Source organism: Pseudomonas sp. GW822-FHT06D10, assembly GCF_058799535.1.
Map to the genome: position 1 here is coordinate 650554 of NZ_JBXALN010000001.1, position 21955 is coordinate 672508.

Genomic DNA, 21955 nt, shown 5'->3' on the forward strand with positions numbered 1-21955 from the left:
CCGGGGCCCCATGCAGCGATGTCAGTCCTTGGACGAACCGCGTTTCACCAGTTTCATCACCACCACGAAGAACACCGGCACGAAGATCACTGCCAGGGTTGCGGTGATCATGCCGCCGATCACCCCGGTACCGATCGCCTGCTGGCTGGCGGAGCTGGCGCCGGTGGCGATGGCCAGGGGCACCACCCCGAGGATGAACGCCAGCGAGGTCATGACGATGGGGCGCAGGCGCAGGCGTGCAGCCTGCACCGTGGCATCGATCAGGTCGTGGCCTTCGTCGTACAGGCTCTTGGCGAACTCGATGATCAGGATCGCGTTCTTCGCCGACAGGCCGATGATGGTGATCAGGCCGACCTTGAAGAACACGTCGTTGGGCATGCCGCGCAGGCTCACCGCAAGCACTGCGCCCAGTACCCCCAGGGGCACCACCAGCAGCACCGAGGTGGGAATCGACCAGCTCTCGTAGAGCGCCGCCAGGCACAGGAACACGATCAGCAGCGACAGGCCCAGCAGCATCGGCGCCTGGCTGCCGGACAGCCGTTCCTGGAGTGACAGGCCGGTCCATTCCAGGCCCAGCCCGGTGGGCAACTGCGCCACCAGCCGTTCGATTTCCTGCATGGCTTCACCGGTACTGTGGCCAGGGGCCGGCTCGCCGGAGACGGCAATGGCCGGGTAGCCGTTGTAGCGGGTCAGTTGCGCCGGGCCCAGGCTCCAGCTGGCGCGGACGAAGGCCGACAGCGGCACCATCTTGCCGGCGCTGTTGCGCACGTTCAGGCGCAGCAAGTCTTCGACCTGGCTGCGCTGGTCGCCTTCGGCCTGGATCACCACCCGCTGCATCCGCCCCTGGTTGGGGAAGTCGTTGACGTAGGACGACCCCAGGGCGGTGGACAGCAGGCTGCCGATATCGGCAAAGGACACGCCCAGGGCGTTGGCCTGCTTGCGGTCGACCTCCAGTTGCACCTGCGGCGCTTCGGCCAGGGCACTTTCCCGGACGTTGGCCAGGATCGGGCTCTTTTCCGTGGCCTTGAGCAGCTCGTCCCGGGCCTGCATCAGGGCCGCGTGGCCGACGCCGCCACGGTCCTGCAGGCGGAACTCGAAGCCGCTGGAGGTGCCCAGGCCATCGATCGGCGGCGGCAGCACGGCGTACACCACGGCATCCTTGATCGCGCCAAGGGCGGCGTTGGCGCGGTCGGCGATGGACATCGCCGAATCCTCGCTGCCCCGTTGCGACCAGTCCTTGAGCGTGGTGAAGGCCAGCGCGGCGTTCTGCCCGTTACCCGAGAAGCTGAAGCCGAGAATGATGGTGCTGTCGCCGACTCCCGGTTCGCTGGCGTTGTGCGCTTCGATCTGCTCCACCACCTTGATCGTGCGGTTCTGGCTGGCACCAGGTGGCAGCTGGATGTCGGTGATGGTGTAGCCCTGGTCCTCCACGGGCAGGAAGGAGGAGGGCAGGCGGCTGAACAGCAGCGCCATGATCGCCAGCAGCGCCAGGTAGATCAGCAGGTAGCGGCCGGTACGCTTGAGGGCATAGGTCACGCCGCCCTGATAGCTGTCGCTCAGGCGTTCGAAGCGCCGGTTGAACCAGCCGAAGAACCCCGTGCGTTCATGGTGTTCGCCCGCCGCGATGGGCTTGAGCAGGGTGGCGCACAGGGCCGGGGTCAGGGTCAGGGCGAGGAACGCCGAGAACAGGATCGAGGTGGCCATGGACAGCGAGAACTGCTGGTAGATCACCCCCACCGAGCCGGGCATGAAGGCCATGGGGATGAACACCGCCACCAGCACCAGGGTGATGCCGATGATGGCCCCGGTGATCTGCTGCATCGCCTTGCGCGTGGCTTCCTTGGGCGACAGGCCTTCGGAGGCCATGATCCGCTCGACGTTCTCCACCACCACGATGGCATCGTCCACCAGGATGCCGATGGCCAGCACCATGCCGAACATGGTCAGCACGTTGATCGAGAACCCCAGGGCCAGCATGGTGGCGAAGGTGCCCATCAGGGCCACGGGCACCACCAGGGTGGGGATCAGGGTGTAGCGGATGTTCTGCAGGAACAGGAACATCACCAGGAACACCAGCACCATGGCTTCGGCCAGGGTGTAGAGCACCTTGGTGATCGAGACCTTGACGAAGGGCGAGGTGTCGTAGGGGATCTTGTATTCCACGCCGGCCGGGAAATAGCGCGACAGCTCGTCCATCTTGGCGCGGATCAAGGTCGCGGTATTCAACGCGTTGGCCCCGGGGGACAACTGCACGCCCACCGCGGTGGACGGCTTGCCGTTCAGGCGGGTGCCGTACTGGTATTCCTGGCTGCCGACTTCCACCCGGGCCACATCGCCGATGCGTACCGTGGAGCCGTCGGGGTTGGCCCGCAGGACGATATCGGCAAACTCTTCAGGGCTGGAAAGCTGGCCCTTGACCAGGATGGTCGCGGTGATTTCCTGGCTGGCGGGGTTGGGCAGGTCGCCGATGCTGCCGGCCGGAACCTGGGCGTTCTGCGCCGCCACCGCGGCGTTGACGTCGGCCGGGGTCAGGTTGAAACCGATCAGCTTCTGCGGGTCGAGCCAGATCCGCATGGCCCGCTCGGCACCGTACAATTGGGCCTTGCCGACGCCATCGAGGCGGCGGATCTCGTTCATCACGTTGCGCGCCAGGTAGTCGCTGAGGGCGACATCGTTCAGGCGGCCGTCACTGGAGGTCAGGGTGATCAGCAAGAGGAAGCCGGCGGAAACTTTCTCCACCTGCAGGCCCTGCTGGGTCACCGCCTGGGGCAGGCGCGGCTCCACCGCCTTGAGACGGTTCTGCACGTCCACCTGGGCCAGTTCCGGGTTGGTACCCGGCTGGAAGGTGGCGGTGATGGTGGCGCTGCCGAGGCTGCTCTGGGACGAGAAGTACAGCAGGTGGTCGGCACCGTTGAGCTCCTGCTCGATCAGGCTGACCACCGATTCGTCCAGGGTCTGCGCCGAGGCGCCCGGGTAGGCGGCGTAGATCTCGATCTGCGGCGGGGCCACGGTGGGGTATTGCGCCACCGGCAGTTGGGGGATCGCCAGGGCACCGGCCAACAGGATGAAGAAGGCGACCACCCAGGCAAATACCGGGCGGTCAATAAAGAATTGCGGCATGTGTACTACCTACTGGCCAGGGTTCTGGACGTGCGCAAGGGGGCTGGCGTCGATTTCCACCGGCTCGCCGGGGCGGGCGTGTTGCAGGCCTTCGACAATCACCCGGTCACCGGGCTTGAGGCCCTCGGTGACGATCCAGCGATCGTTCTGCACTCCACCCAGTTGCACCGGGTGCTGCACCACGTTGTTTTGCGCATCCACCAGCAGCACCTGGGCGATGCCGGCGCTGTCGCGCTGGATGGCCCGCTGCGGCACGCTGATGCCTTGCTGGTTGACTGCCTGTTCCAGGCGCACGCGCACGAAACTGCCGGGCAGCAGGTCGAGGTCCGGGTTGGGGAACTCGCTGCGCAGGATGATCTGCCCGGTACTCGGGTCAACGCTGATATCGGCGAACAACAGCTTGCCCGGCAGCGGGTAGAGGCTGCCGTCGTCCTGGATCAGGGTCGCCTTGGCCTGGTCCTTGCCCACCTGCTGCAACTGGCCGGCGCGGAAGGCCCGGCGCAGGTCGTTGAGTTCACGGGTGGACTGGGTCAGGTCGGCGTGGATCGGGTCCAGTTGCTGGATCAGCGCCAGCGGCGTGGTCTCGTTCTGGCCCACCAGGGCGCCTTCGGTGACCAGGGCGCGGCCGACCCGGCCGGAAATCGGCGCGGTGACGGTGGCATAGCCGAGGTTGAGCTTGGCCCGCTGCACCGCGGCCTGGTTGGCGGCGACGTCGGCGCTGGCCTGGCGTGCCGCAGCCCGGGCATTGTCGTATTCCTGGCCGCTGATGGCCTGGTCGGCGACGAGCTTGGAATAGCGCTGCTCCTGCAACTGCGCCTGAAAGGCGGTGGCCTCGGCCTTGCGCAAGCTGGCCTGGGCGCTGTCCAGGTCAGCCTTGAACGGGGCCGGGTCGATGCGGAACAAGACCTCGCCCTGCTTGACGTCGGAGCCTTCGCGGAAGGTCCGTTGCAGCACCACCCCGGCCACCCGGGCGCGGACTTCGGCGATCCGTGGCGCGGCGATGCGCCCGCTCAGTTCGCTGGTGATGGACAGGGCCTGGCTCTGTACGGTTTCGATTCGTACCTTGGCCGGTGGCGGCGTCTGCTCGCCTTCGGTCTTGCCACACGCGCTCAGCGCCGCTGCCAGAACGACCAGGCAGAATGGCGCAAAGAGTTTATTCGACATGCTGATACCCCAATAATGACCTCGGCATGCTAAGGGCATGGGTCAAGGCCCGCTGTGAAGCTGTGTAGGTGCTGTGTGAAAAAGTGTGAAGCCTGCGCACCGGTGCGGCCAGGGTTGTATATCCTTGGCGCCTTGCTGGTTTTGCCCGGTGCCTTATAAAGAACGCCGGTATTCTGTATTTCTTCAATAAAGATCGCTCTCCATGCCCAATATTCTTCTTGTCGAAGACGACACCGCGCTGTCCGAACTGATCGCCAGCTACCTGGAACGCAATGGCTATCAGGTCAGCGTGATCAGCCGTGGTGACCAGGTGCGGGAGCGGGCCAAGGCCAGCCCCCCGGACCTGGTGATCCTCGACCTGATGCTGCCGGGCCTGGATGGCCTGCAAGTCTGCCGCCTGTTGCGCGCCGACTCGGCGACCCTGCCGATCCTGATGCTGACCGCGCGGGATGATAGCCATGATCAGGTGCTGGGTCTGGAAATGGGCGCCGACGACTATGTGACAAAACCTTGCGAACCGCGAGTGCTACTGGCCCGGGTCCGTACCCTGTTGCGCCGCAGCAGCCTCAGCGAGCCGCAGAGCGCCAGCGACCAGATCCTCATGGGCAATCTGTGCATCGACCTGTCGGAGCGCACCGTGACCTGGCGCGAGCAGTTGGTGGAGCTGTCCAGCGGCGAGTACAACCTGCTGGTGGTGCTGGCCCGGCACGCCGGTGAAGTGCTGAGCCGCGACCAGATCCTGCAGCGCCTGCGGGGCATCGAGTTCAACGGCACCGATCGTTCGGTGGACGTGGCGATCTCCAAGCTGCGGCGCAAATTCGATGATCACGCCGGCGAGGCGCGCAAGATCAAGACCGTGTGGGGCAAGGGTTACCTGTTCAGCCGTTCCGAGTGGGAATGCTGATTCCATGCTGCGCATCCTGGTCCGTCTGTACCTGATCACCATCATTGCCTTCAGCGCCGCGATCTACCTGATCCCGGACCTGGTGATCAAGGTTTTCCACGAGCGTTTCCTGGACTACAACCTGGACCAGTCCCGGGGCCTGCAGAGCCTGATCGTCAAGCAGTTCCGCGCCTTGCCGGCGCAGCAGTGGCCGACCCTGGTCAAGGAAATGGACGAGGAGTTCCACCCGCTGCAGGTAGCCCTGGTGCGCATCGACGACCCGGATTTCAGCGATTACGAGCGTGAGCGCCTGCAACGCGGCGAGAAAGTGGTGCGCCTGGGCGATTGGGGCTGGCGCACCCTGGCGGTGTCGCCGCTGGATGAACAACTGGCGGTGAAGCTGGTGGTGCCGCCGGACCCGCTGGACGTCAACCTGCTGTACTGGAGCATCAATGTCCTGATCGTCGCCGTGCTGCTGGCCTGCCTGCTGCTCTGGGTGCGCCCGCACTGGCGTGACCTGGAGCGCCTCAAGCGCACCGCCGAACGCTTCGGCAAGGGCCATCTGGGCGAGCGCACCCAGCTGCCCGCCAGTTCCAACATCGGCAGCCTGGCCAATGTCTTCGACACCATGGCCGGGGATATCGAAAAACTCCTGAACCAGCAGCGTGACCTGCTCAACGCGGTGTCCCACGAACTGCGCACGCCCCTGACCCGGCTGGATTTCGGCCTGGCCCTGGCGCTCTCCGACGATTTGCCGGCGGCCAGCCGCGAGCGCCTGCAAGGGCTGGTGGCGCACATTCGCGAACTGGATGAACTGGTACTGGAGCTGCTGTCCTACAGCCGCCTGCAGAACCCGGCGTGCCTGCCGGAGCAGATCGAGGTGTCCCTGGACGAGTTCATCGACAGCATCCTGGGCAGTGTCGACGATGAGCTGGAGTCGGATATCGTCATCGACGTTCTGCTGCACGGTGCCTTGGAACGTTTCACCCTGGACCCGCGGCTGACCGCCCGGGCCTTGCAGAACCTGCTGCGCAATGCCACCCGTTATTGCGAGAAGCGCATCCAGGTGGGGGTGCTGGTCAGCGACGACGGCTGCGAGATCTGGGTCGACGATGACGGCATCGGCATTCCCGACGACGAGCGCGAGCGGGTGTTCGAGCCGTTCTACCGCCTGGACCGCAGCCGCGACCGCGCCACCGGCGGCTTCGGCCTGGGCCTGGCCATCAGCCGCCGGGCCCTGGAAGCCCAGGACGGCACCCTGACCGTGGAAGCCTCGCCCCTGGGCGGCGCGCGTTTTCGCCTGAGCCTGCCGCCCCCGCCCAGGGCCTGAATCCGTAGGAGCCGGCTTGGCGGCGAAGAGGCCCCTGAGCCGAGTGCCCCTGCGGATAACGCCTTCGCTGGCACGCCAGCTCCTGTAGCCTGCTCCTGCGGCGGGGGTGCAACTGACAGGAGTTTCATGCTGCCTGTTGTCGGGCACGGTTTATCCTGTTCGTACTCACCCGCAATGAGGAGGTTCATCCATGAACGATCAGGCGATTCATCATGCTGCGGCCGACGGCTACCAACAGGCCGCCGATACCTATGTGCGGGGCCGGCCGGACTATCCGCCAGCCCTTGAGCCCTGGCTGCGGGAGACGCTGGGCCTCGGGCCGGGCAGAGTGGTGGTGGACCTGGGCGCTGGCACCGGGAAGTTCACCGGCCGCTTGCTGGCCACCGGGGCCCAGGTGATCGCGGTGGAGCCAGTCGAGCAAATGCGCGCCAGGCTGGCGGCGGCCCAGCCCGAGGCCCAGGTGCTGGAGGGCAGCGCCGAGGCGCTGCCGCTCAAGGATGCCTCGGTGGATGTGCTGGTCTGTGCCCAGGCCTTTCACTGGTTTGCCCACCGCGCGGCACTGGAGGAAATCCATCGCGTGCTCAAGCCCGGCGGCAAGCTGGCCCTGGTGTGGAACCTGCGGGATGCCCGGGTGCCCTGGGTGGCGCGCCTGGACGCCATCGTCAATGCCTTGCAGGCCGATACCCCGCGCTATTACACCGGTGCCTGGCGCCAGGCCTTTCCCCACCCGGGTTTCGGGCCTCTGCAGGAACAGCATTTCACCCAGGGCCACAGCGGCACGCCGGAGGACGTGATCTTCAACCGTGTGCGCTCCACCAGCTTCATCGCCGCCTTGCCCCAGGCCGAGCGCGAGGCCGTGGACCGGCAGATCGCCGCCCTGATCGACAGCGAGCCGCAGCTGCGGGGCAAGGCCCAGGTCACCGTGCCTTACACGACCGCCGCCTTCTATTGCACCCGGCAAGTCTGAGCTCATCACCCCCACATCGCCCCCATGTAGGCGCTGGCTTGCCAGCGAAGGCGTTATTCAGGGGCCTCTTCGCCGGCAAGCCGGCGCCTGCAGGGGCGGTGGCCAGTCCCGCTTTTGGCCGATGCGCTGCCTTACGGCCCGCCGCCGCCACTTGCTATAGTTCGGCCCTCATTTTCTGCCCAGTAAAGGATCACTGCCATGTCCGAATACCAAGCCTTTCGCGTCGAACTTGCTGACAACATCGCCCATGTGCAGATCAACCGCCCGGAAAAGATCAACGCCATGAACGCCGCGTTCTGGAGTGAGATCGTCGAGATCTTCCGATGGATCGACGACACCGACGCAGTGCGCGTGGTGGTGCTCAGCGGTGCCGGCAAGCATTTCTCTTCGGGCATCGACCTGATGATGCTGGCCGGGGTGGCCAACGAACTGGGCAAGGATGTGGGCCGCAACGCGCGCCTGCTGCGGCGCAAGATCTTCCAGCTGCAAGCCTCGTTCAACGCCGTGGACAACTGCCGCAAGCCAGTGCTGGCGGCGATCCAGGGCTATTGCCTGGGGGGCGCCATCGACCTGATCAGCGCCTGCGACATGCGTTACGCCGCGGACGATGCGCAATTCTCGATCAAGGAAATCGATATCGGCATGGCTGCGGATGTCGGCACACTGCAACGTTTGCCACGTATCATCGGCGACGGCATGCTGCGCGAGCTGGCCTACACTGGGCGCACCTTCGGTGCCGATGAAGCACGCAGCATTGGCCTGGTTAACCGGACCTACAGCGATGCCGCAAGCCTGCTGGACGGGGTCATGGGAATTGCCCGGGAGATCGCTGCCAAGTCGCCGATCGCGGTCAGCGGCACCAAGGAAATGCTCAGCTACATGCGTGACCACCGTATTGATGACGGCCTGGAATATGTCGCCACCTGGAACGCTGCCATGTTGCAGTCCAACGACTTGCGCGTGGCCATCGCCGCCCACATGAGCAAACAGAAACCCGAATTTCTGGATTGATTGACGATGATTGAACGCTGGACCACCGCAGTACTCAACACCGACCTTCCCGGCGGCTGGGCCGTGGCCCGCGGCCCGGACGGCTTTCTCTATGACGACAACGGCGCGCTGTTCCCCCGGCGCTGGCTCAAGGGCCAGGACCTGCCGCTGCTGGCGGAACACGGCATCGGCCATCTCGATGGCGAGCCGGTGTACCTGCTGGAACTGAGCGCCCGCGCCGAAGTGCCGGGCTGCGGCTGGAAAGGCCTGCGGGCCTTCATGCTGGAGGGCGATCACACCCTGTACAAGGTCCTGGGCTATGCCGCGCAGATCGGCACCTGGGCCCGGGAGCACCGGTACTGCGGCAGTTGCGGGCGGCCCATGGCCCAGGTGCCGGGGGAGCGGGCGATGTATTGCCAGCCTTGCGACCTGCGCAGCTACCCGCGCATTTCACCGAGCATGATCGTGCTGATCACCCGCGGTGACGAAATCCTCCTGGCTCGTTCGCCGCGCTTCGTCACCGGGGTCTACAGCACCCTGGCAGGCTTTGCCGAGCCGGGCGAGTCGGCGGAGGACTGCCTGATTCGCGAGGTGCGCGAAGAGGTGAGCATCGAAGTCAGGAACATTCAGTACGTGGGCAGCCAATGCTGGCCGTTCCCCCATTCGATGATGCTGGGCTTTCACGCCGAATACGCCGGCGGCGAGATCATTCCCCAGGAAGACGAGATCGAGGACGCCCAGTGGTTCAGCGTCCATGCGCTACCGCCGTTGCCGGCCTCGCGCTCGATTGCCCGCTACCTGATCGATCTCTATGTGGCGCGCCGCCTAGGCCACGCTGAACCAGTGCTGCCAGGCTAGGCGCACGGTCAGCCCGAGGACCACGGTGATGAACACCGGGCGAATGAACTTGGCACCACCGCTGATGGCGGTGCGTGCGCCGAAGAAGGCCCCGACCATCACCGACAGACCCATGCACAGGCCGATGATCCAGTCCACCTGCCCGGAAAACACGAACACCGACAGCGCCGCGATGTTGCTGACGAAGTTCATGCTGCGGGCCACGCCGCTGGCCTTGACCAGGTCGATGGGGTAGAGTAGCAGGCTGCTCACGGTCCAGAACGCCCCGGTGCCGGGGCCGGCTACGCCGTCATAGAAGCCCAGGCTGAAGCCCTGGCTCGATTGCCACTTCTTCTTGATCGGTGCGTCGCTGTCCAGTGGCGCCTTGGGCGTGCCGCCGAACAGCAGGTACAGGCCGCAGGCGAAGACGATCACCGGCAGCATCTTGTTCAGCCATTCCGCCGGCAGGTAGTGAGCGACGATGGCCCCGGTCAGGGCGCCCACCAGGGTGCCGACAATGGCGTGGGTCCACTGCCTGGGGTGGAACAGCTTGCGCCGATAGAAGGTGAAGCTGGCGGTGGCCGAGCCGAAGGTCGAGCTGAGTTTGTTGGTGCCCAGCACCAGGTGCGGCGGCAGGCCGGCGGTGAGCAGGGCCGGGGTGGTGAGCAGGCCGCCGCCGCCGGCAATGGCGTCGATGAAACCGGCGATGAAGGCCACGAGGGCGAGAATGGCGAGGGTGGTCAGGTCTACGCTGAGTTCAAAGGGCATGGGGTCGGCTTATTTCGGCGAGAAGCGCAAAGGGGGCTGCGCGAAAGTCCGCCATATTACCTGCAACCCAGCCCGCCGCGCGACCGCCTCGACCTTGGTCGGATGCCTCTCCCTGAACCGAGCGCCCGCCTGGATAACGCCTTCGCTGGCAAGCCAGCTCCTACGGGGCGGTGCGCCGAGATTTCGCTGCAGGAGCCGGCTTGCCGGCGAAGAGGCCGCTGGGCCGAGCGCTCGCCTGGATGACGCCTTCGCTGGCAAGCCAGCTCCTACGGGGGGCGGTGCCTGAGGTTAGCGCTGGGGGCCGTTGCCAATCTGCCAGACAAAGGGTGGCTCGCTGCCGTTGATCTTCCAGTCGCCGACGATCCGCGCCTTGTAGATCACCGGGTTGTGCGAAGACACGGTGCGCGCATTGCGCCAGTGCCGGTCCAGGGCCTTGCCCTGGCGAATGTCCGAAGCCCCCAGGGCATTGAACAGCTCGCTGGTGGCGCGCTGGACCAGTTCGGTGACCACCACCTGGGCCGTGGCCGATTCGATTTCCGCCGCCACATTGGCCGCGCGCTCCTGGGCCGGATCCCCGGCAAAGCGCGCCAGGTAGGCCTGTTGCGCAGGGGCTGCAGCACGCAGGGCGGCGGCTTCGGCGGCATACACCAGGGCCGCGATCTCGCCCACCACCTGCTGCACCTGGGCATCGGCGCTGGCCTGGGGCGCGTTGCCGTGGCTGTAGATGCGCTTGCGCACCCGCACTTCGTGGGCCACATCACGTAGCGCCGCGCGGCCGATGCCGGCCAGGGTCGCCAGCAGCACCAGCTGGTAGAAAGCAGTCTGGTATTTGAAGCGGGTTGCGAAGTCGATGATGTTCTCGGCGTCCACTTCAGCGTCCTGGAAGCGCGAGGTGCCGCTGCCGGTGGTGCGCTGGCCGAAGCCGTCCCAATCGTCGCTCTGCTCGATGCCCGGCTGGCGGGTGCGCACCGCGGCAATCACGTCGCCGCCGGTGTCCGTGCGCTGGGCATAGACATCGATCCAGTCGGAGAAAATGCTTCCGGTGCTGTAGAACTTTTCGCCGTTGAGGCGCCATTTTTCGCCATCTGGAGAGACTTTGGTGATGACCTGGCCGATGTCCACGGCACCGATTTCGGTCCAGGCGCAGCCGACGATATCGCCTTCGACAAAGCGCTTGAACCACAGGTCCCGGCCCGGCCCGGGCGTGGCATTGAGCCGATCCTCGACAAAGGCAAAGTGCCCGCGCAGGGCCTGGGGCACGTTGGCGTCGGCCTCGGCCAGCTCGATCAGCAGCTGGAACAGCTGGGGCAGGGAAGCGCCGCCACCGCCATATTCCAGCGGCACCCGTACCGCGCCGAATCCGGATTCCTTGAGCCACTGGATGGGCTCGTAGGGCAATTTGCGTTGCTGTTCCCGTTCCACCGCGCCACTGGCGATGCGCTGGAAGATCGGGCGAAAGCCTGCGGCCAGGGTCTCGTAGTCGACCCCCACGGACAGCGGATTGATTACCTGGTGTTCAGTCATGGTGTAGCTCCTGGGTTCGGCAGAAAAAAGCGCTGCAGGGTCCAGGCCGATTGCACACACCATGCCGAAGCCGCAAACGCCGGTTTGCCGGGGCAAGGGCTCCGGCAGAGCGCCTGCAACTGTTGCTCCGCCAACAGTTCATCAACAAAACAGCCCGTTTCCAGGGTTGGCCGGTCCCGCGCCGCCGCAGGCAGCGAGCCTCAGCCATTGCCCGGGAGAGGGCGTGCTTGAGGCTCCACACGGCGTCTGGCGGCCTACGCGCCGAGGGCTTTCAGGCCCTGGCACGCTTGCTGCTCTGCTCCGGGGTACTTTCCCAAGTCCCGAGGACCGAACCATGAGTCAGCAAGCCGTGAAATTTGCCTACTGGGTGCCCAACGTCAGCGGTGGGCTGGTGGTCAGCAAGATCGAGCAACGCACCCATTGGGGCATCGACTACAACCGCAAGCTGGCGCAGATCGCCGAGCAGGCCGGCTTCGAATACGCCCTGACCCAGATCCGCTTCACCGCTGGCTATGGCGCCGAGTACCAGCACGAGTCGGTGGCTTTCAGCCACGCACTGCTGGCGGCCACCGACAAGCTCAAGGTGATTGCGGCGATCCTGCCCGGGCCCTGGCAGCCGGCCCTGGCGGCCAAGCAACTGGCGACCATCGACCAACTGACCAATGGCCGTATTGCGGTGAACATCGTCAGCGGTTGGTTCAAGGGTGAGTTCCAGGCCATTGGCGAGCATTGGCTGGAGCACGACGAGCGCTATCGCCGGTCCGAGGAATTCATTCGCTGCCTGCGCGGGGTCTGGAGCCAGGATGCCTTCACCTTCAGGGGCGATTTCTATCGCTTCGACCACTACAGCCTCAAGCCCAAGCCCCTGGGCCAGCCGGAGATCTTCCAGGGTGGCAGCTCGCGGGCTGCCCGGGACATGGCGGCCCGGGTTTCGGACTGGTACTTCACCAACGGCAACAGTGTCGAGGGGATCAAGGCCCAGGTCGATGACATCCGCGCCAAGGCCGCGGCCAACCAGCACTCGGTGAAGATCGGAGTGAACGCCTTCGTGATCGCCCGGGACACCGAGGAGGAGGCGCGGGCGGTGTTGCAGCAAATCATCGATCAGGCCGACCCGGAGGCGGTGAATGCCTTCGGTGACGCCGCCCGGCAGGCCGGCAAGGCGTCCCCCGAAGGCGAGGGCAACTGGGCCAAGTCGAGTTTCGAGGACCTGGTGCAGTACAACGACGGGTTCAAGACCAACCTGATCGGCACGCCACAGCAGATTGCCCAGCGCATCGTGGAGTTGAAGGCGGTGGGGGTGGACCTGGTACTGGCCGGGTTCCTGCATTTCCAGGAAGAGGTGGAGTATTTCGGCCAGCGCGTGCTGCCCCTGGTACGCGAGCTGGAGGCTCGGGCGCGGTCCAAGGAACAGGAAGCTGCCGCCTGAAGCCGCCCCTTGCCGGCGAATGGGCCTCGCAGCCTTGTACCGGGCTTGAGGGCGCTTTCGCTGGCAAGCCAGCTCCTACAGGGGCAGAGGTGGTGTGTTTTTTCGTAGGAGCCGGCTTGCCGGCGAACGGGTCTCGCAGCCTTGTGCCGGGCTTGGAGGGCGCTTTCGCTGGCAAGCCAGCTCCTACAAGGGCAGAGGCGGTGGTGATTACAGGCCCAGTTCGCTCAGGCCCGGGTGATCGTCGGGCCGGCGGCCCAGGGGCCAGTGGAACTTGCGCTCCTGGGCCTTGATCGGCATGTCGTTGATGCAGGCAAAGCGCCGGGCCATCAAACCCTGTTCGTCAAACTCCCAGTTTTCGTTGCCGTAGGAACGGAACCAGTTGCCCGAGTCGTCGTGCCATTCGTAGGCGTAGCGCACGGCAATACGGTTGTCGGTAAAGGCCCACAGTTCCTTGATCAGGCGGTAATCCAGTTCCTTGGCCCATTTGCGGGTCAGGAACGCCTTGGCCTCTTCGCGGTTGTGGGCGAACTCGGCGCGGTTGCGCCATTGGGTATCCAGGGTATAGGCCAGGGATACCCGCTCCGGGTCCCGGGAGTTCCAGCCATCTTCGGCCAGGCGGATCTTTTCAATCGCCGACTCGCGAGTGAAAGGCGGAAGGGGCGGGCGCACTTGAGCGTTAGACGACATGATCTGTCTCCAATGAAAGTTGCTGTTCAAACAAAGAAGCTGCTCTTGTGTAAAACAATCAGAGGTCCAATAACTTTCGCGCCATGCATTGCGCATTATCAGCAGCACTGTGATTGCCCATCACAAGGGCAACGGTAATGGCGCCATCGATCAGGATCAGCAGTTGCGCTGCCAGTTCCTCAGGATGTTGCACGCCATGTTCCTGGCAAAGCTCGGTCACGTAGTCGAGCAGGTTCTGCTTGTGCCGTTTTGCTACTTGGCGCACCGGGTCTTGCGGGTCGCCGGTTTCGCCACTGGTGTTGATAAAGGCGCAGCCGCGAAAACCGGGGGTTGCGAACCAGTCCTTGAGCACGTCGAACAGCGCCAGCAGGCGCAGGGCCGGGGTCGCGGCCTGGTTCACCGCGCTGCAGAACCAGTGCATCCAGCGCTGATCGCGACGCTCCAGGGCGGCCACCACCAACTCGTCCTTGTTGGTGAAATAGCGGTAGACGCTCTTGCGCGAGACGCCGGCGGTCTTCACCAGAAGATCCATGCCGGTGGCGGCAATGCCGTTCTGGTAGATCAGTTTCTCGGTGACATCGAGGATGATGTCTCGGGTTTCAGAGTGCATGTTTTCGTTCATGTGGCGAACAGTAGAACGATCGTTCTCCTTGGTCAATTACATTTTTTGTTTTTCTTCGAAGCTGGCCATTACCCTTTGTAGGCGCTGGCTTGCCAGCGAAGGTGTCATTGCGCCTTGTGCAGGGCTTGGGGGGCCATTCGCCGGCAAGCCGGCTCCTGCGCACAGCGGGCGGGTGCTTTGCTGAGGGAGGGCGTTATACATGCCAGGCAGGGGACTCCGGCCGGTCCATGGTGTAAGCTCTTGCGCTCTTTGGATTTGAGCCACTGCGAGCCCTAATGCCGTCGCTTTTCAAACGTTCCCTGCTGCCCAAGCTGCGCAGCTTCCCACTGGCCGCCGAGGCTTTCACCACGTTGACCGGCGCTGCGCAGTTTCGCCGCACGCTGCTGGAGCAGATTGCCCAGGCCCGCCGGCGCATCTATATCGTCGCGCTGTACCTGCAACAGGATGAAGCCGGCCAGGAAATCCTCGATGCCCTGCACGCCGCCAAGGCCGCCCGCCCCGAGCTGGAAGTGGTGGTCGTGGTGGACTGGTTGCGGGCCCAGCGCGGCCTGATCGGTGCCGGCAAGCAGCCGGGCAACTCGGCCTGGTACCAGCAGATGACCCGCACTCACGCCAGCGAGGTGCCGATCTACGGCGTGCCGGTACAGACCCGCGAGCTGTTCGGGGTGCTGCACCTCAAGGGTTTCGTCATCGACGACTGCGTGCTTTACAGCGGCGCCAGCCTGAACAACGTGTACCTGCACAAGTTCGACAAGTACCGCTTCGACCGTTACCACCTGCTGCACAACCAGGCGCTGGCCGACTCCATGCACCACCTGGTGCAGCACGGCCTGGTGGAGTCACGGGCAGTGCACCGCCTGGATCTGCCGAACCTGCCCACCACCCGCAGCCTGCGCAACGACATCGGCGATCTGCGCAGCCGCCTCAAGCACGCCACCTACGACACCACTGCCGGTGGCCTGGACAAGAGCGGGCTGTCGGTCAGCCCGTTGCTCGGGGTGGGCAAGGGCAATCCGTTGAACCGGGTGATCTGCGAGCTGATTGCCGGCGCCCAGCGCCAGCTGACCATCTGCACCCCGTATTTCAACCTGCCGCTGCCGGTGACCCGGGAGATCAACCGGGCCCTGGAGCGCGGGGTGAAGATCGACATCATCGTCGGCGACAAGACCGCCAACGACTTCTATATCCCCCCCAGCGAGCCGTTCAAGGTGATCGCGGCGCTGCCTTATCTGTATGAGATCAGCCTGCGGCGTTTTGCCAAGCGGCATCAGAAAGTGATCGACAACGGCCAGTTGAACCTGCACCTGTGGCGTGACGGCGACAACACCTACCACCTCAAGGGCATGTGGGTCGATGAGCGCTATACCTTGCTCACCGGCAACAACCTCAACCCGCGGGCCTTCCGCCTGGACCTGGAAAACGCCCTGTTGCTGGACGACCCCAAGGGCGAGCTGCTGCAGGCGCGCAACGCCGAACAGGCCGAGATCTATCGCCACACCCGCCGCATCGAGCACTTTCAGTACCTGGACAGCCTGGTGGACTATCCCGAGGCCGTGAGCAAGTTCCTGCGCCGGGTCAGCCGCGTGCGCATCGAGCGCTTGCTCTACCGCATGCTTTAACCCGTAGCCGCTGCCGAGGTCCACAGGACCTTCAGCAATCTCAAGAGCGGCGTCTGCTTCGCAGCCGTTCGCAGCCTGCAGCAGCGGCTACAAAAGCAGCGCAGTACCTGTAGCCGCTGCCGAGCCTGCGAGGCTGCGCAAAGGTCCGCAGGGCCTTCAGCAACCTCAAGAGCGGCGTCTGATTTGCAGCCGTTCGCAGCCTGCAGCAGCGGCTACAGGTCTTTGGGCTGCGGGGCGGGCCAGATCGCGATCAGTACCAGCAGCACCGCCGCCAGCAGGTAGGGCAGGCGCGGTTCGATGGCGTAGATCAGGCTGCCGGCCATGGGCCCGATGACCACGCCCAGGCCCTGGGCGGCGCCGATGCTGCCGGCAGTCGCGCCCTGTTCCGAGGCCTCTACGGCATTCGCCGCCAGGGCCGAGAACGACGGAAACACCCCACCCATGCCTGCCGCCGATACAAAGAACGCCAGCCACAAGCCCCAGGCGCTGTCCACCAGCATGCTGCCGGCATAACCCAGCGCGGACAGCAGGGCGCCGTAGCGGATCATCCGCAGCGGCGGCCATTCCAGCTTGCGCACCACCAACTGCGCGCAGATCAGCGCCACGCCGACCATGGCCAGGGCCACCCCGGCCGTCTGGGCGGCATCGGCGGGGCTCATGTGCAGCCGGTCCAGGGCATAGAAGCTGACGGTGATCTGGGCCACCGACACACAGAGCATGGCGACAAAGGCCACCACCATGGGCCGGCGCAGTCGCGGGTCGCCCAGGCGTACCCGGGTCGGGGCCTGGGCCAGGTGCAGTTCCTGGCGCGGCAGTTGGTAGCGCAGCACCAGGAATGCCAGCAACGGCAGCACCGCCATGGCGTAGAACGGCAGGCTCAGGCTGTAGCGCGCCAGCAGCGCGGCCACCGCCGGGCCCACCACCAGGCCCACGGCGTTGGCGGCGCCCAGGGTGGCCATGGCACGGGCGCGGTGCTGAGGCTCGACGTTATCGGCGATCAGGGCGAAGCCGCCCACCGGGATCGCCGCGTAGAAGGCGCCGATCAGGCCGCGGCCGAGCATCAGGCCGAGAAAGGCCATGGCGACGCTGGGCAGCGACTGCAGCGACAGGTCGATGAACAGGCACAAGGCCCAGTAGGCGAGGGTGAAGCCGGCGGTGCCCAGCAGCAGCACCCGGCGCCGGCCGAAGCGGTCGCTGGCCTGGCCCCAGGGGCGTGCCAGGAGCATCCAGATCACCCCGGAAACAGTGACGGCCGCGCCGGCGTGCCAGGTTTCCAGGTGCAGGGCCCGGGAGATCGGGCCGATCAGCGAGACGAAGGCCATCATCGACATGGTGCAGGCCATATAGGCGGCCATCAGTGGAACCAGCGAGAAGGGTCTGACGGTCAGCGGCGCGCTGGCGGCTGTGGAGCGAGGCATGAAGGGTCTTCCATGAAAGTCGATGGGCCGTGAACGTTAACGGGATAACGTGTCACAGCCCAGGCTTATCTGCATTCGTGATGATGTTGCCGGCGAAGAGGGCCTTGAGGCGGGGGTTGTGCCCTGGGCCCGCTTTCGCTGGCAAGCCAGCTCCTACAGGGAGGATGGCGTGTTGGGTTCCGGGCTCAGTTCAGGCCCAGTTTGCCGCGCAGGGTGGAGAGGTCTTCGGCCAGGGTATTGACCGGGCCTACCAGGGCCTTGCGGTCGTTTTCCTTGACCTTGTCGTAGGTCATGAAGCCGCCGTCAGGGGTTTTGTACTTGGCCAGGATCTTGTTCACCGTGGCGAAGTTCTTGTCCACCTTGGCGACAAAGGCCTTGTCCTGCTTCTCGATCTGCGGACGGAACAGGTCGACGATTTTCTTCGCCCCGTCGATGTTGCCCTGGAAGTCGTAGAGGTCGGTATGGCTGTAGCGGTCTTCTTCACCGGAGATCTTGGTTGCGGCCACTTCTTCCAGCAGCGCGGCGGCGCCACCCACGACTTTTTCCGGCGGGAAGGTCAGGCCGGCGACGCGGGTCTGCAGGTCCTTGACGTCCTTGTTCAGGCCGTCGGCCAGCTCGCCCAGGCCTTCGGTGCTGTTTTCCGAGAACAGCGAGTATTCCAGGCGGTGGAAGCCGGTGAAGTCTTCGGCCTTGACGCCTTTCTCGTGGTCGTCGACCCGGGAGTCGATGGACGCATCCAGGTCACTGAAGAGCTCGGCGATCGGTTCGATCGACTCGTAGTAGACCCGGGTCGGCGCGTAGAGCTTCTTGGCGGCGGCCAGGTCGCCCTTTTTCACCGCATCGGTGAACTGCTGGGTGTGGCTGGCCAGTTCGTCGAGCTGCTCGGTGACGTAGATCTTGTAGTCGGAGATCGGCCCCACCAGCTCCAGGGGCGCAGTTGCGGCGAACGCCGAAAGCGGCGCGTGAAGCAAGCCAAGGGTCAGCAACACAGCGAGAGGCGACTTTTTCATGGGACTTTTCCGTGGGGGTTGTTGTGTCATGGGGGTCAGGCAGTGCTTTTAGGCCGGGTGGCATCGAGCAGCGAACGCCCGATGAAATCCTCTTCGCCGGTGACCCCCGGCAAGGTGAAGAAGTAACCGCCGCCAGTGGGCTTGAGGTACTCCTCCAGGGGTTCGCCGTTCAGACGGGTCTGTACGGCGATGAAGCCTTTCTCCAGGTCGGCCTGGTAGCAGATGAACAGCAGGCCCATGTCCAGCTGGCCGTTCTTGTTGACCCCATTGGAGTAGTTGAACGGCCGGCGCAGGATCAGGTTCTGCTGGCTCTGGGCAGTGCGCGGGTTGGCCAGGCGGATGTGGGCGTCGAGCTTGGTGACCTTGCCATGGGGGTCCCGGGCGTAGTCGGGCACCTGGCTTTCCTTCTGGCCGTCCATGGGCGCGCCACTGGTCTTGATCCGGCCGATGATGCTTTCCTGCTCCTGCAGCGGGGTGCGGTCCCAGCGTTCGACGAAGTTGCGGATGATCCGCACTGCCTGGTAGCTGCCATGGGCCGCCCAGGCCGGTTCGTCACTGCCGGGCTGGACCCAGACGATCTGCTGCATGGCCTTCGGGTCGTTGGAGTCGGGGTTGGCCGAGCCATCGCGAAAGCCCAGGAAATTGCGCGCACTCTGCGCCGGCTCGCCGGGCTTGGCCGGGGCCTGGGGCGGTACGCTGCCTTCCTGTTTCCAGCGCACCAGCAGCAGGTCGGGCAGGTTCTTCACGATGTCGCGCAGGGCGTGGATGTTGGTGTCGGCGGTGTTGGAGCAGAACTGCAGGCTCAGGTCGCCGTGGCAGCAGGCGGGCTCCAGGGCATCGTTGGGGAAGCCCACCATGCGGATCAGGCGCTTGGGTTTGGCCGCCTCCAGGCCGAAGCGCTCGTCGAACAGCGATTCGCCCACCGAGACGGTGATGGTCAGGTTGTCCGGGGTCACCACCGGGCCGAGGATGCCGGAATCCAGGGGCGGCAGCTTCGGGTCCACCTGGGCCACCGGGCCACCGCGCATGAGAAAGGCAATGCGTTGGTCGAGGGTGCGAAACAGCCGCTCCAGGTCGTCGCGGTCGCTGGCCAGCACATCGAAGGACACCAGCATGCCCGCGGCCGGGCGCGGGGTGACGATGCCGCTCTGATGCTGGCCATGGAAGTCGTGGCGGTCCTGGGTCTTGTCGCTGCTGGGGGCTTCGGTGACCTGGGCGGGCGCGGCGGCCATGGCCGGGCAACTCAGGCTGCTGCCGGCCAGGGCCACGCCGGCGGCGCCCATGCCCAGCAGCACGCGCCGACGCTGGGCGGAAAAAGACGGATTGGGCTGATCTGAATCGTTCATTGAAAACTCGTCTTGTTACAGGCCGGAAAGGCCAAGTGCGGGATCAATAGCGTCGAGGGCGTCGGCCAGGGCCTTGGCTTTGTCGGCGATCTCTTTGCGCTGCCGGGCGTCGACCTGGTCGTAGGCCACATAGCCGAAGCCGTCGCGCAGGCTGGCCAGGCGAGTGGCCAGGGCATCGGCGGCGCTGTCCACCTGGGGCAGCAATTGGGCCGCGGACTTGGCCAGCAGCGGCCGCAGCAGGTCGATGACCTTGCGCGTGGTTTCCAGGTTGGCGGCAAAGCCGTTGAGGTCGCTGTGGCTGTAGCGTTCTTCTTCACCGCTGCTGGCCCGCAGGTCGGCCAGGCTGCGCATGTTGCGCGCGACGATGCTCACCAATTGCTCCGGTGGCAGGGTCTGGGCCAGCAACTGTTCCTTGAGGCTGACCACGTCGCTGGACAGGCGCTGAGCTACGGGAGCCAGGCCTGCCAGGTCATTTTTCTGGAACAGGCCGTATTCCAGGCGGTGGAAACCGCTGAAGCCCGGATCCTGTTCGCGCTGTTCGAAATAATCGGCACGGGCGTTGATGGTGTTGTCCAGCTCGGCCAGGCGCTGGGCCGCCGGGGCCAGGCGCTGATAGGCTGCGCGGGCCGGCAGGTACAGCGCCTGGGCCTGTTTCAGGTCGCCGGCGTCTATGGCCTGCTGCAAGGCGTTCACTGCCTTGACCAGGGCACTGCCCTGGGTGCTGAGGTAGACCCGGAACTCCGACAGCGGGCCGATAAAGGCCACCATCGATGGCCGCGCCTTGGCCTGGGCGTCGGACTCGGCGGTCGGGGTCACGTGCAGGGTGCCGCGGGGGTTGCTCAAAAGCCCGCAGGTGATGGCGTAGTCCCCTGGCTGCAGGTTGGCGTTGATCACCTGGCTCAGGCCCGGGGCGATGTTTTCCCGTTCCTCCACCACCAGCACGCCGTCGAGAATTTCCCATTCCACGGCGCGATCCGAACGGTTGACGATGCGGAAGCTGGCGCGCCCGGCCGGGACTGTCAGCGCGTTGGGTTCACAACTCTTGGGGTGGATGGTCACGGTGATCTCGCCCTGGTGGGCCTGGCGCTTGCTGGCGGCCAGTTGCGAGGCGTAGTAGAACAGCCCGCCGGCGGCGATCATGACGATCACCGAACCGGCAACCGCCCAGCGCAGAGCGCGGGGAGGCGAGGCCTGGGGAGAGGCTTGCTGGGTCATGGGGAGCCTTACTGACTGGAAGCGGAAGACGTTGAGCCGGGCGCCTTGGCTGGGGCGCCGCCGGGCAGGAAGAACAGCACCAGGGTCACGGCCAGGTACAGCACATAGGCGCCAAGGGTGCTGATGGTGGGGGCGTCCTGGTAGCCGAACATGCCAGCCAGTACCGAACCCACCGGGCCATCCATGGGCAGGCTGGCGCTGAAGTCGAAGAGTACGGCCTGCAGGTGGTTCCAGACCCCGGCTTCATGCAGGGCCTGCACCGAATTGGCGAGGATGCCGGCGGCCACCACCAGGATGAACAGCCCGGTCCAGCGAAAGAAGGCGCCAAGGTTCAGGCGCATGCTGCCGGTGTAGATCAGGAAGCCGACGATGATCGCTGAGATCAGGCCCAGCAGGGCGCCTATGGGCGCGCCCGGGCCTTCGCTCTGCTGGAACACCGCCAGCAGGAAGAACACGGTTTCCAGGCCTTCGCGGGCCACGGCGAAGAACACCATGGCGATCAGCGCCGTGATCTGGTGCTTGGAGCCGGCCAGGGCGTGGTCCAGGGAGGCATGCAGGGAATGTTTGATCGAACGCGCCACCTTGCGCATCCAGAACACCATGGAACTGAGGATGCCGACGGCCACCAGGCCGACGATGCCTTCGAAGAGTTCCTGCTGCTTCTGCGGGAATTCGGCGCTCATCAGTTCCAGGCCGCCGCCCACCAGCAGGGCCAGGGCCGCGGCGAGGAAAACCCCGATCCACACGGCGGGCATCCACTGGCCACGGCCAGTCTGTTTCAGGTAGCTGGCGATGATGCCAACGATAAGCGCGGCTTCAATCCCTTCGCGCAACATGATCAGAAATGGAACGAGCATTCAGCACCGGTGGGCAAATAGGCTAGGGGGTAATTTGTAACATAATGATACTCATTGCTAAATGAAGATTATTGACAACTGCTGAACGGAAGCTGAACGGGTCTCGTTTACCAAGCCTGGACCGGTTTGTTGGCTCTGGGGGGCGATTGTTCCTGGCGCCCGGCGTGGG

The 21955-nt window shown here is 65.2% G+C and carries 18 protein-coding genes; 7 read left to right on the forward strand and 11 right to left on the reverse strand.

Going from position 1 to position 21955, the window contains the following annotated elements; genetic code table 11:
* Window positions 1-21: 21 nt before the first annotated feature.
* Together AC1RL5_RS02925 and AC1RL5_RS02930 are read right to left on the reverse strand one after the other, a co-directional pair.
* Complete coding sequence (locus AC1RL5_RS02925; protein WP_015635799.1) at window positions 22-3120, reverse strand: multidrug efflux RND transporter permease subunit; 3099 nt, start codon at window positions 3118-3120, stop codon at window positions 22-24.
* A 9-nt stretch (window positions 3121-3129) separates the two neighbouring features.
* Window positions 3130-4284, reverse strand: coding sequence for an efflux RND transporter periplasmic adaptor subunit (locus tag AC1RL5_RS02930; RefSeq protein ID WP_011061553.1), 1155 nt, complete (start codon window positions 4282-4284; stop codon window positions 3130-3132).
* A 202-nt stretch (window positions 4285-4486) separates the two neighbouring features.
* Here AC1RL5_RS02930 and AC1RL5_RS02935 point away from each other — a divergent pair, with 202 nt between their 5' ends.
* The 5 genes from AC1RL5_RS02935 to nudC all read left to right on the forward strand — a co-directional run bounded on the left by AC1RL5_RS02935 (window position 4487) and on the right by nudC (window position 9312).
* Window positions 4487-5188 carry a response regulator gene (locus AC1RL5_RS02935; RefSeq protein WP_011061552.1) on the forward strand — a complete coding sequence of 234 codons (702 nt, stop codon included), beginning with the start codon at window positions 4487-4489 and terminating at the stop codon, window positions 5186-5188.
* 4 nt (window positions 5189-5192) lie between these two features.
* A complete protein-coding gene (locus AC1RL5_RS02940; protein ID WP_011061551.1) occupies window positions 5193-6497 on the forward strand; it encodes an ATP-binding protein in 1305 nt (434 codons plus the stop codon).
* A gap of 190 nt (window positions 6498-6687) precedes the next feature.
* Complete coding sequence (locus tag AC1RL5_RS02945; protein ID WP_492588952.1) at window positions 6688-7464, forward strand: class I SAM-dependent methyltransferase; 777 nt, start codon at window positions 6688-6690, stop codon at window positions 7462-7464.
* A gap of 198 nt (window positions 7465-7662) precedes the next feature.
* Window positions 7663-8475, forward strand: a complete 813-nt coding sequence (locus tag AC1RL5_RS02950) for a crotonase/enoyl-CoA hydratase family protein (protein WP_492588951.1) — start codon at window positions 7663-7665, stop codon at window positions 8473-8475.
* A gap of 6 nt (window positions 8476-8481) precedes the next feature.
* On the forward strand, window positions 8482-9312 hold the full coding sequence (nudC, locus tag AC1RL5_RS02955) for an NAD(+) diphosphatase (protein ID WP_492588950.1): 831 nt from the start codon (window positions 8482-8484) through the stop codon (window positions 9310-9312).
* Here the strand turns inward: nudC and AC1RL5_RS02960 are convergent.
* Both AC1RL5_RS02960 and AC1RL5_RS02965 read right to left on the reverse strand, forming a co-directional pair.
* Window positions 9280-10059: a TSUP family transporter gene (locus tag AC1RL5_RS02960; RefSeq protein WP_011061548.1), complete on the reverse strand. Its 780-nt coding sequence runs from the start codon at window positions 10057-10059 to the stop codon at window positions 9280-9282. The genes nudC and AC1RL5_RS02960 overlap by 33 nt on opposite strands.
* Before the next feature lie 288 nt (window positions 10060-10347).
* A complete protein-coding gene (locus AC1RL5_RS02965; protein ID WP_011061547.1) occupies window positions 10348-11583 on the reverse strand; it encodes an acyl-CoA dehydrogenase family protein in 1236 nt (411 codons plus the stop codon).
* Window positions 11584-11917: 334 nt separating this feature from the next.
* On the opposite strand from AC1RL5_RS02965, the gene sfnG reads away from it, so the two are divergent.
* Window positions 11918-13012, forward strand: a complete 1095-nt coding sequence (sfnG, locus tag AC1RL5_RS02970; protein WP_011061546.1) for a dimethylsulfone monooxygenase SfnG — start codon at window positions 11918-11920, stop codon at window positions 13010-13012.
* A gap of 207 nt (window positions 13013-13219) precedes the next feature.
* Here sfnG and AC1RL5_RS02975 read toward each other — a convergent pair whose 3' ends face one another.
* Both AC1RL5_RS02975 and AC1RL5_RS02980 read right to left on the reverse strand, forming a co-directional pair.
* On the reverse strand, window positions 13220-13699 hold the full coding sequence (locus AC1RL5_RS02975) for a nuclear transport factor 2 family protein (protein ID WP_011061545.1): 480 nt from the start codon (window positions 13697-13699) through the stop codon (window positions 13220-13222).
* 58 nt (window positions 13700-13757) lie between these two features.
* Window positions 13758-14321: a TetR/AcrR family transcriptional regulator gene (locus AC1RL5_RS02980; RefSeq protein WP_065364165.1), complete on the reverse strand. Its 564-nt coding sequence runs from the start codon at window positions 14319-14321 to the stop codon at window positions 13758-13760.
* Window positions 14322-14596: 275 nt separating this feature from the next.
* On the opposite strand from AC1RL5_RS02980, the gene pssA reads away from it, so the two are divergent.
* Window positions 14597-15940: a CDP-diacylglycerol--serine O-phosphatidyltransferase gene (gene pssA / locus AC1RL5_RS02985; protein ID WP_072450213.1), complete on the forward strand. Its 1344-nt coding sequence runs from the start codon at window positions 14597-14599 to the stop codon at window positions 15938-15940.
* 212 nt (window positions 15941-16152) lie between these two features.
* Here pssA and AC1RL5_RS02990 read toward each other — a convergent pair whose 3' ends face one another.
* From AC1RL5_RS02990 to efeU, 5 genes are all read right to left on the reverse strand, one after another.
* Window positions 16153-17358, reverse strand: a complete 1206-nt coding sequence (locus AC1RL5_RS02990; protein WP_053151872.1) for an MFS transporter — start codon at window positions 17356-17358, stop codon at window positions 16153-16155.
* Window positions 17359-17543: 185 nt separating this feature from the next.
* Window positions 17544-18368, reverse strand: coding sequence for an iron uptake system protein EfeO (efeO, locus tag AC1RL5_RS02995; protein ID WP_011061541.1), 825 nt, complete (start codon window positions 18366-18368; stop codon window positions 17544-17546).
* Window positions 18369-18403: 35 nt separating this feature from the next.
* Window positions 18404-19714 carry an iron uptake transporter deferrochelatase/peroxidase subunit gene (gene efeB / locus AC1RL5_RS03000; RefSeq protein ID WP_011061540.1) on the reverse strand — a complete coding sequence of 437 codons (1311 nt, stop codon included), beginning with the start codon at window positions 19712-19714 and terminating at the stop codon, window positions 18404-18406.
* A 15-nt stretch (window positions 19715-19729) separates the two neighbouring features.
* Window positions 19730-20929, reverse strand: coding sequence for an iron uptake system protein EfeO (gene efeO, locus AC1RL5_RS03005; protein ID WP_041118440.1), 1200 nt, complete (start codon window positions 20927-20929; stop codon window positions 19730-19732).
* Between the two features lie 8 nt (window positions 20930-20937).
* Window positions 20938-21786 carry an iron uptake transporter permease EfeU gene (efeU, locus tag AC1RL5_RS03010; RefSeq protein ID WP_492588949.1) on the reverse strand — a complete coding sequence of 283 codons (849 nt, stop codon included), beginning with the start codon at window positions 21784-21786 and terminating at the stop codon, window positions 20938-20940.
* Window positions 21787-21955 lie beyond the last annotated feature (169 nt).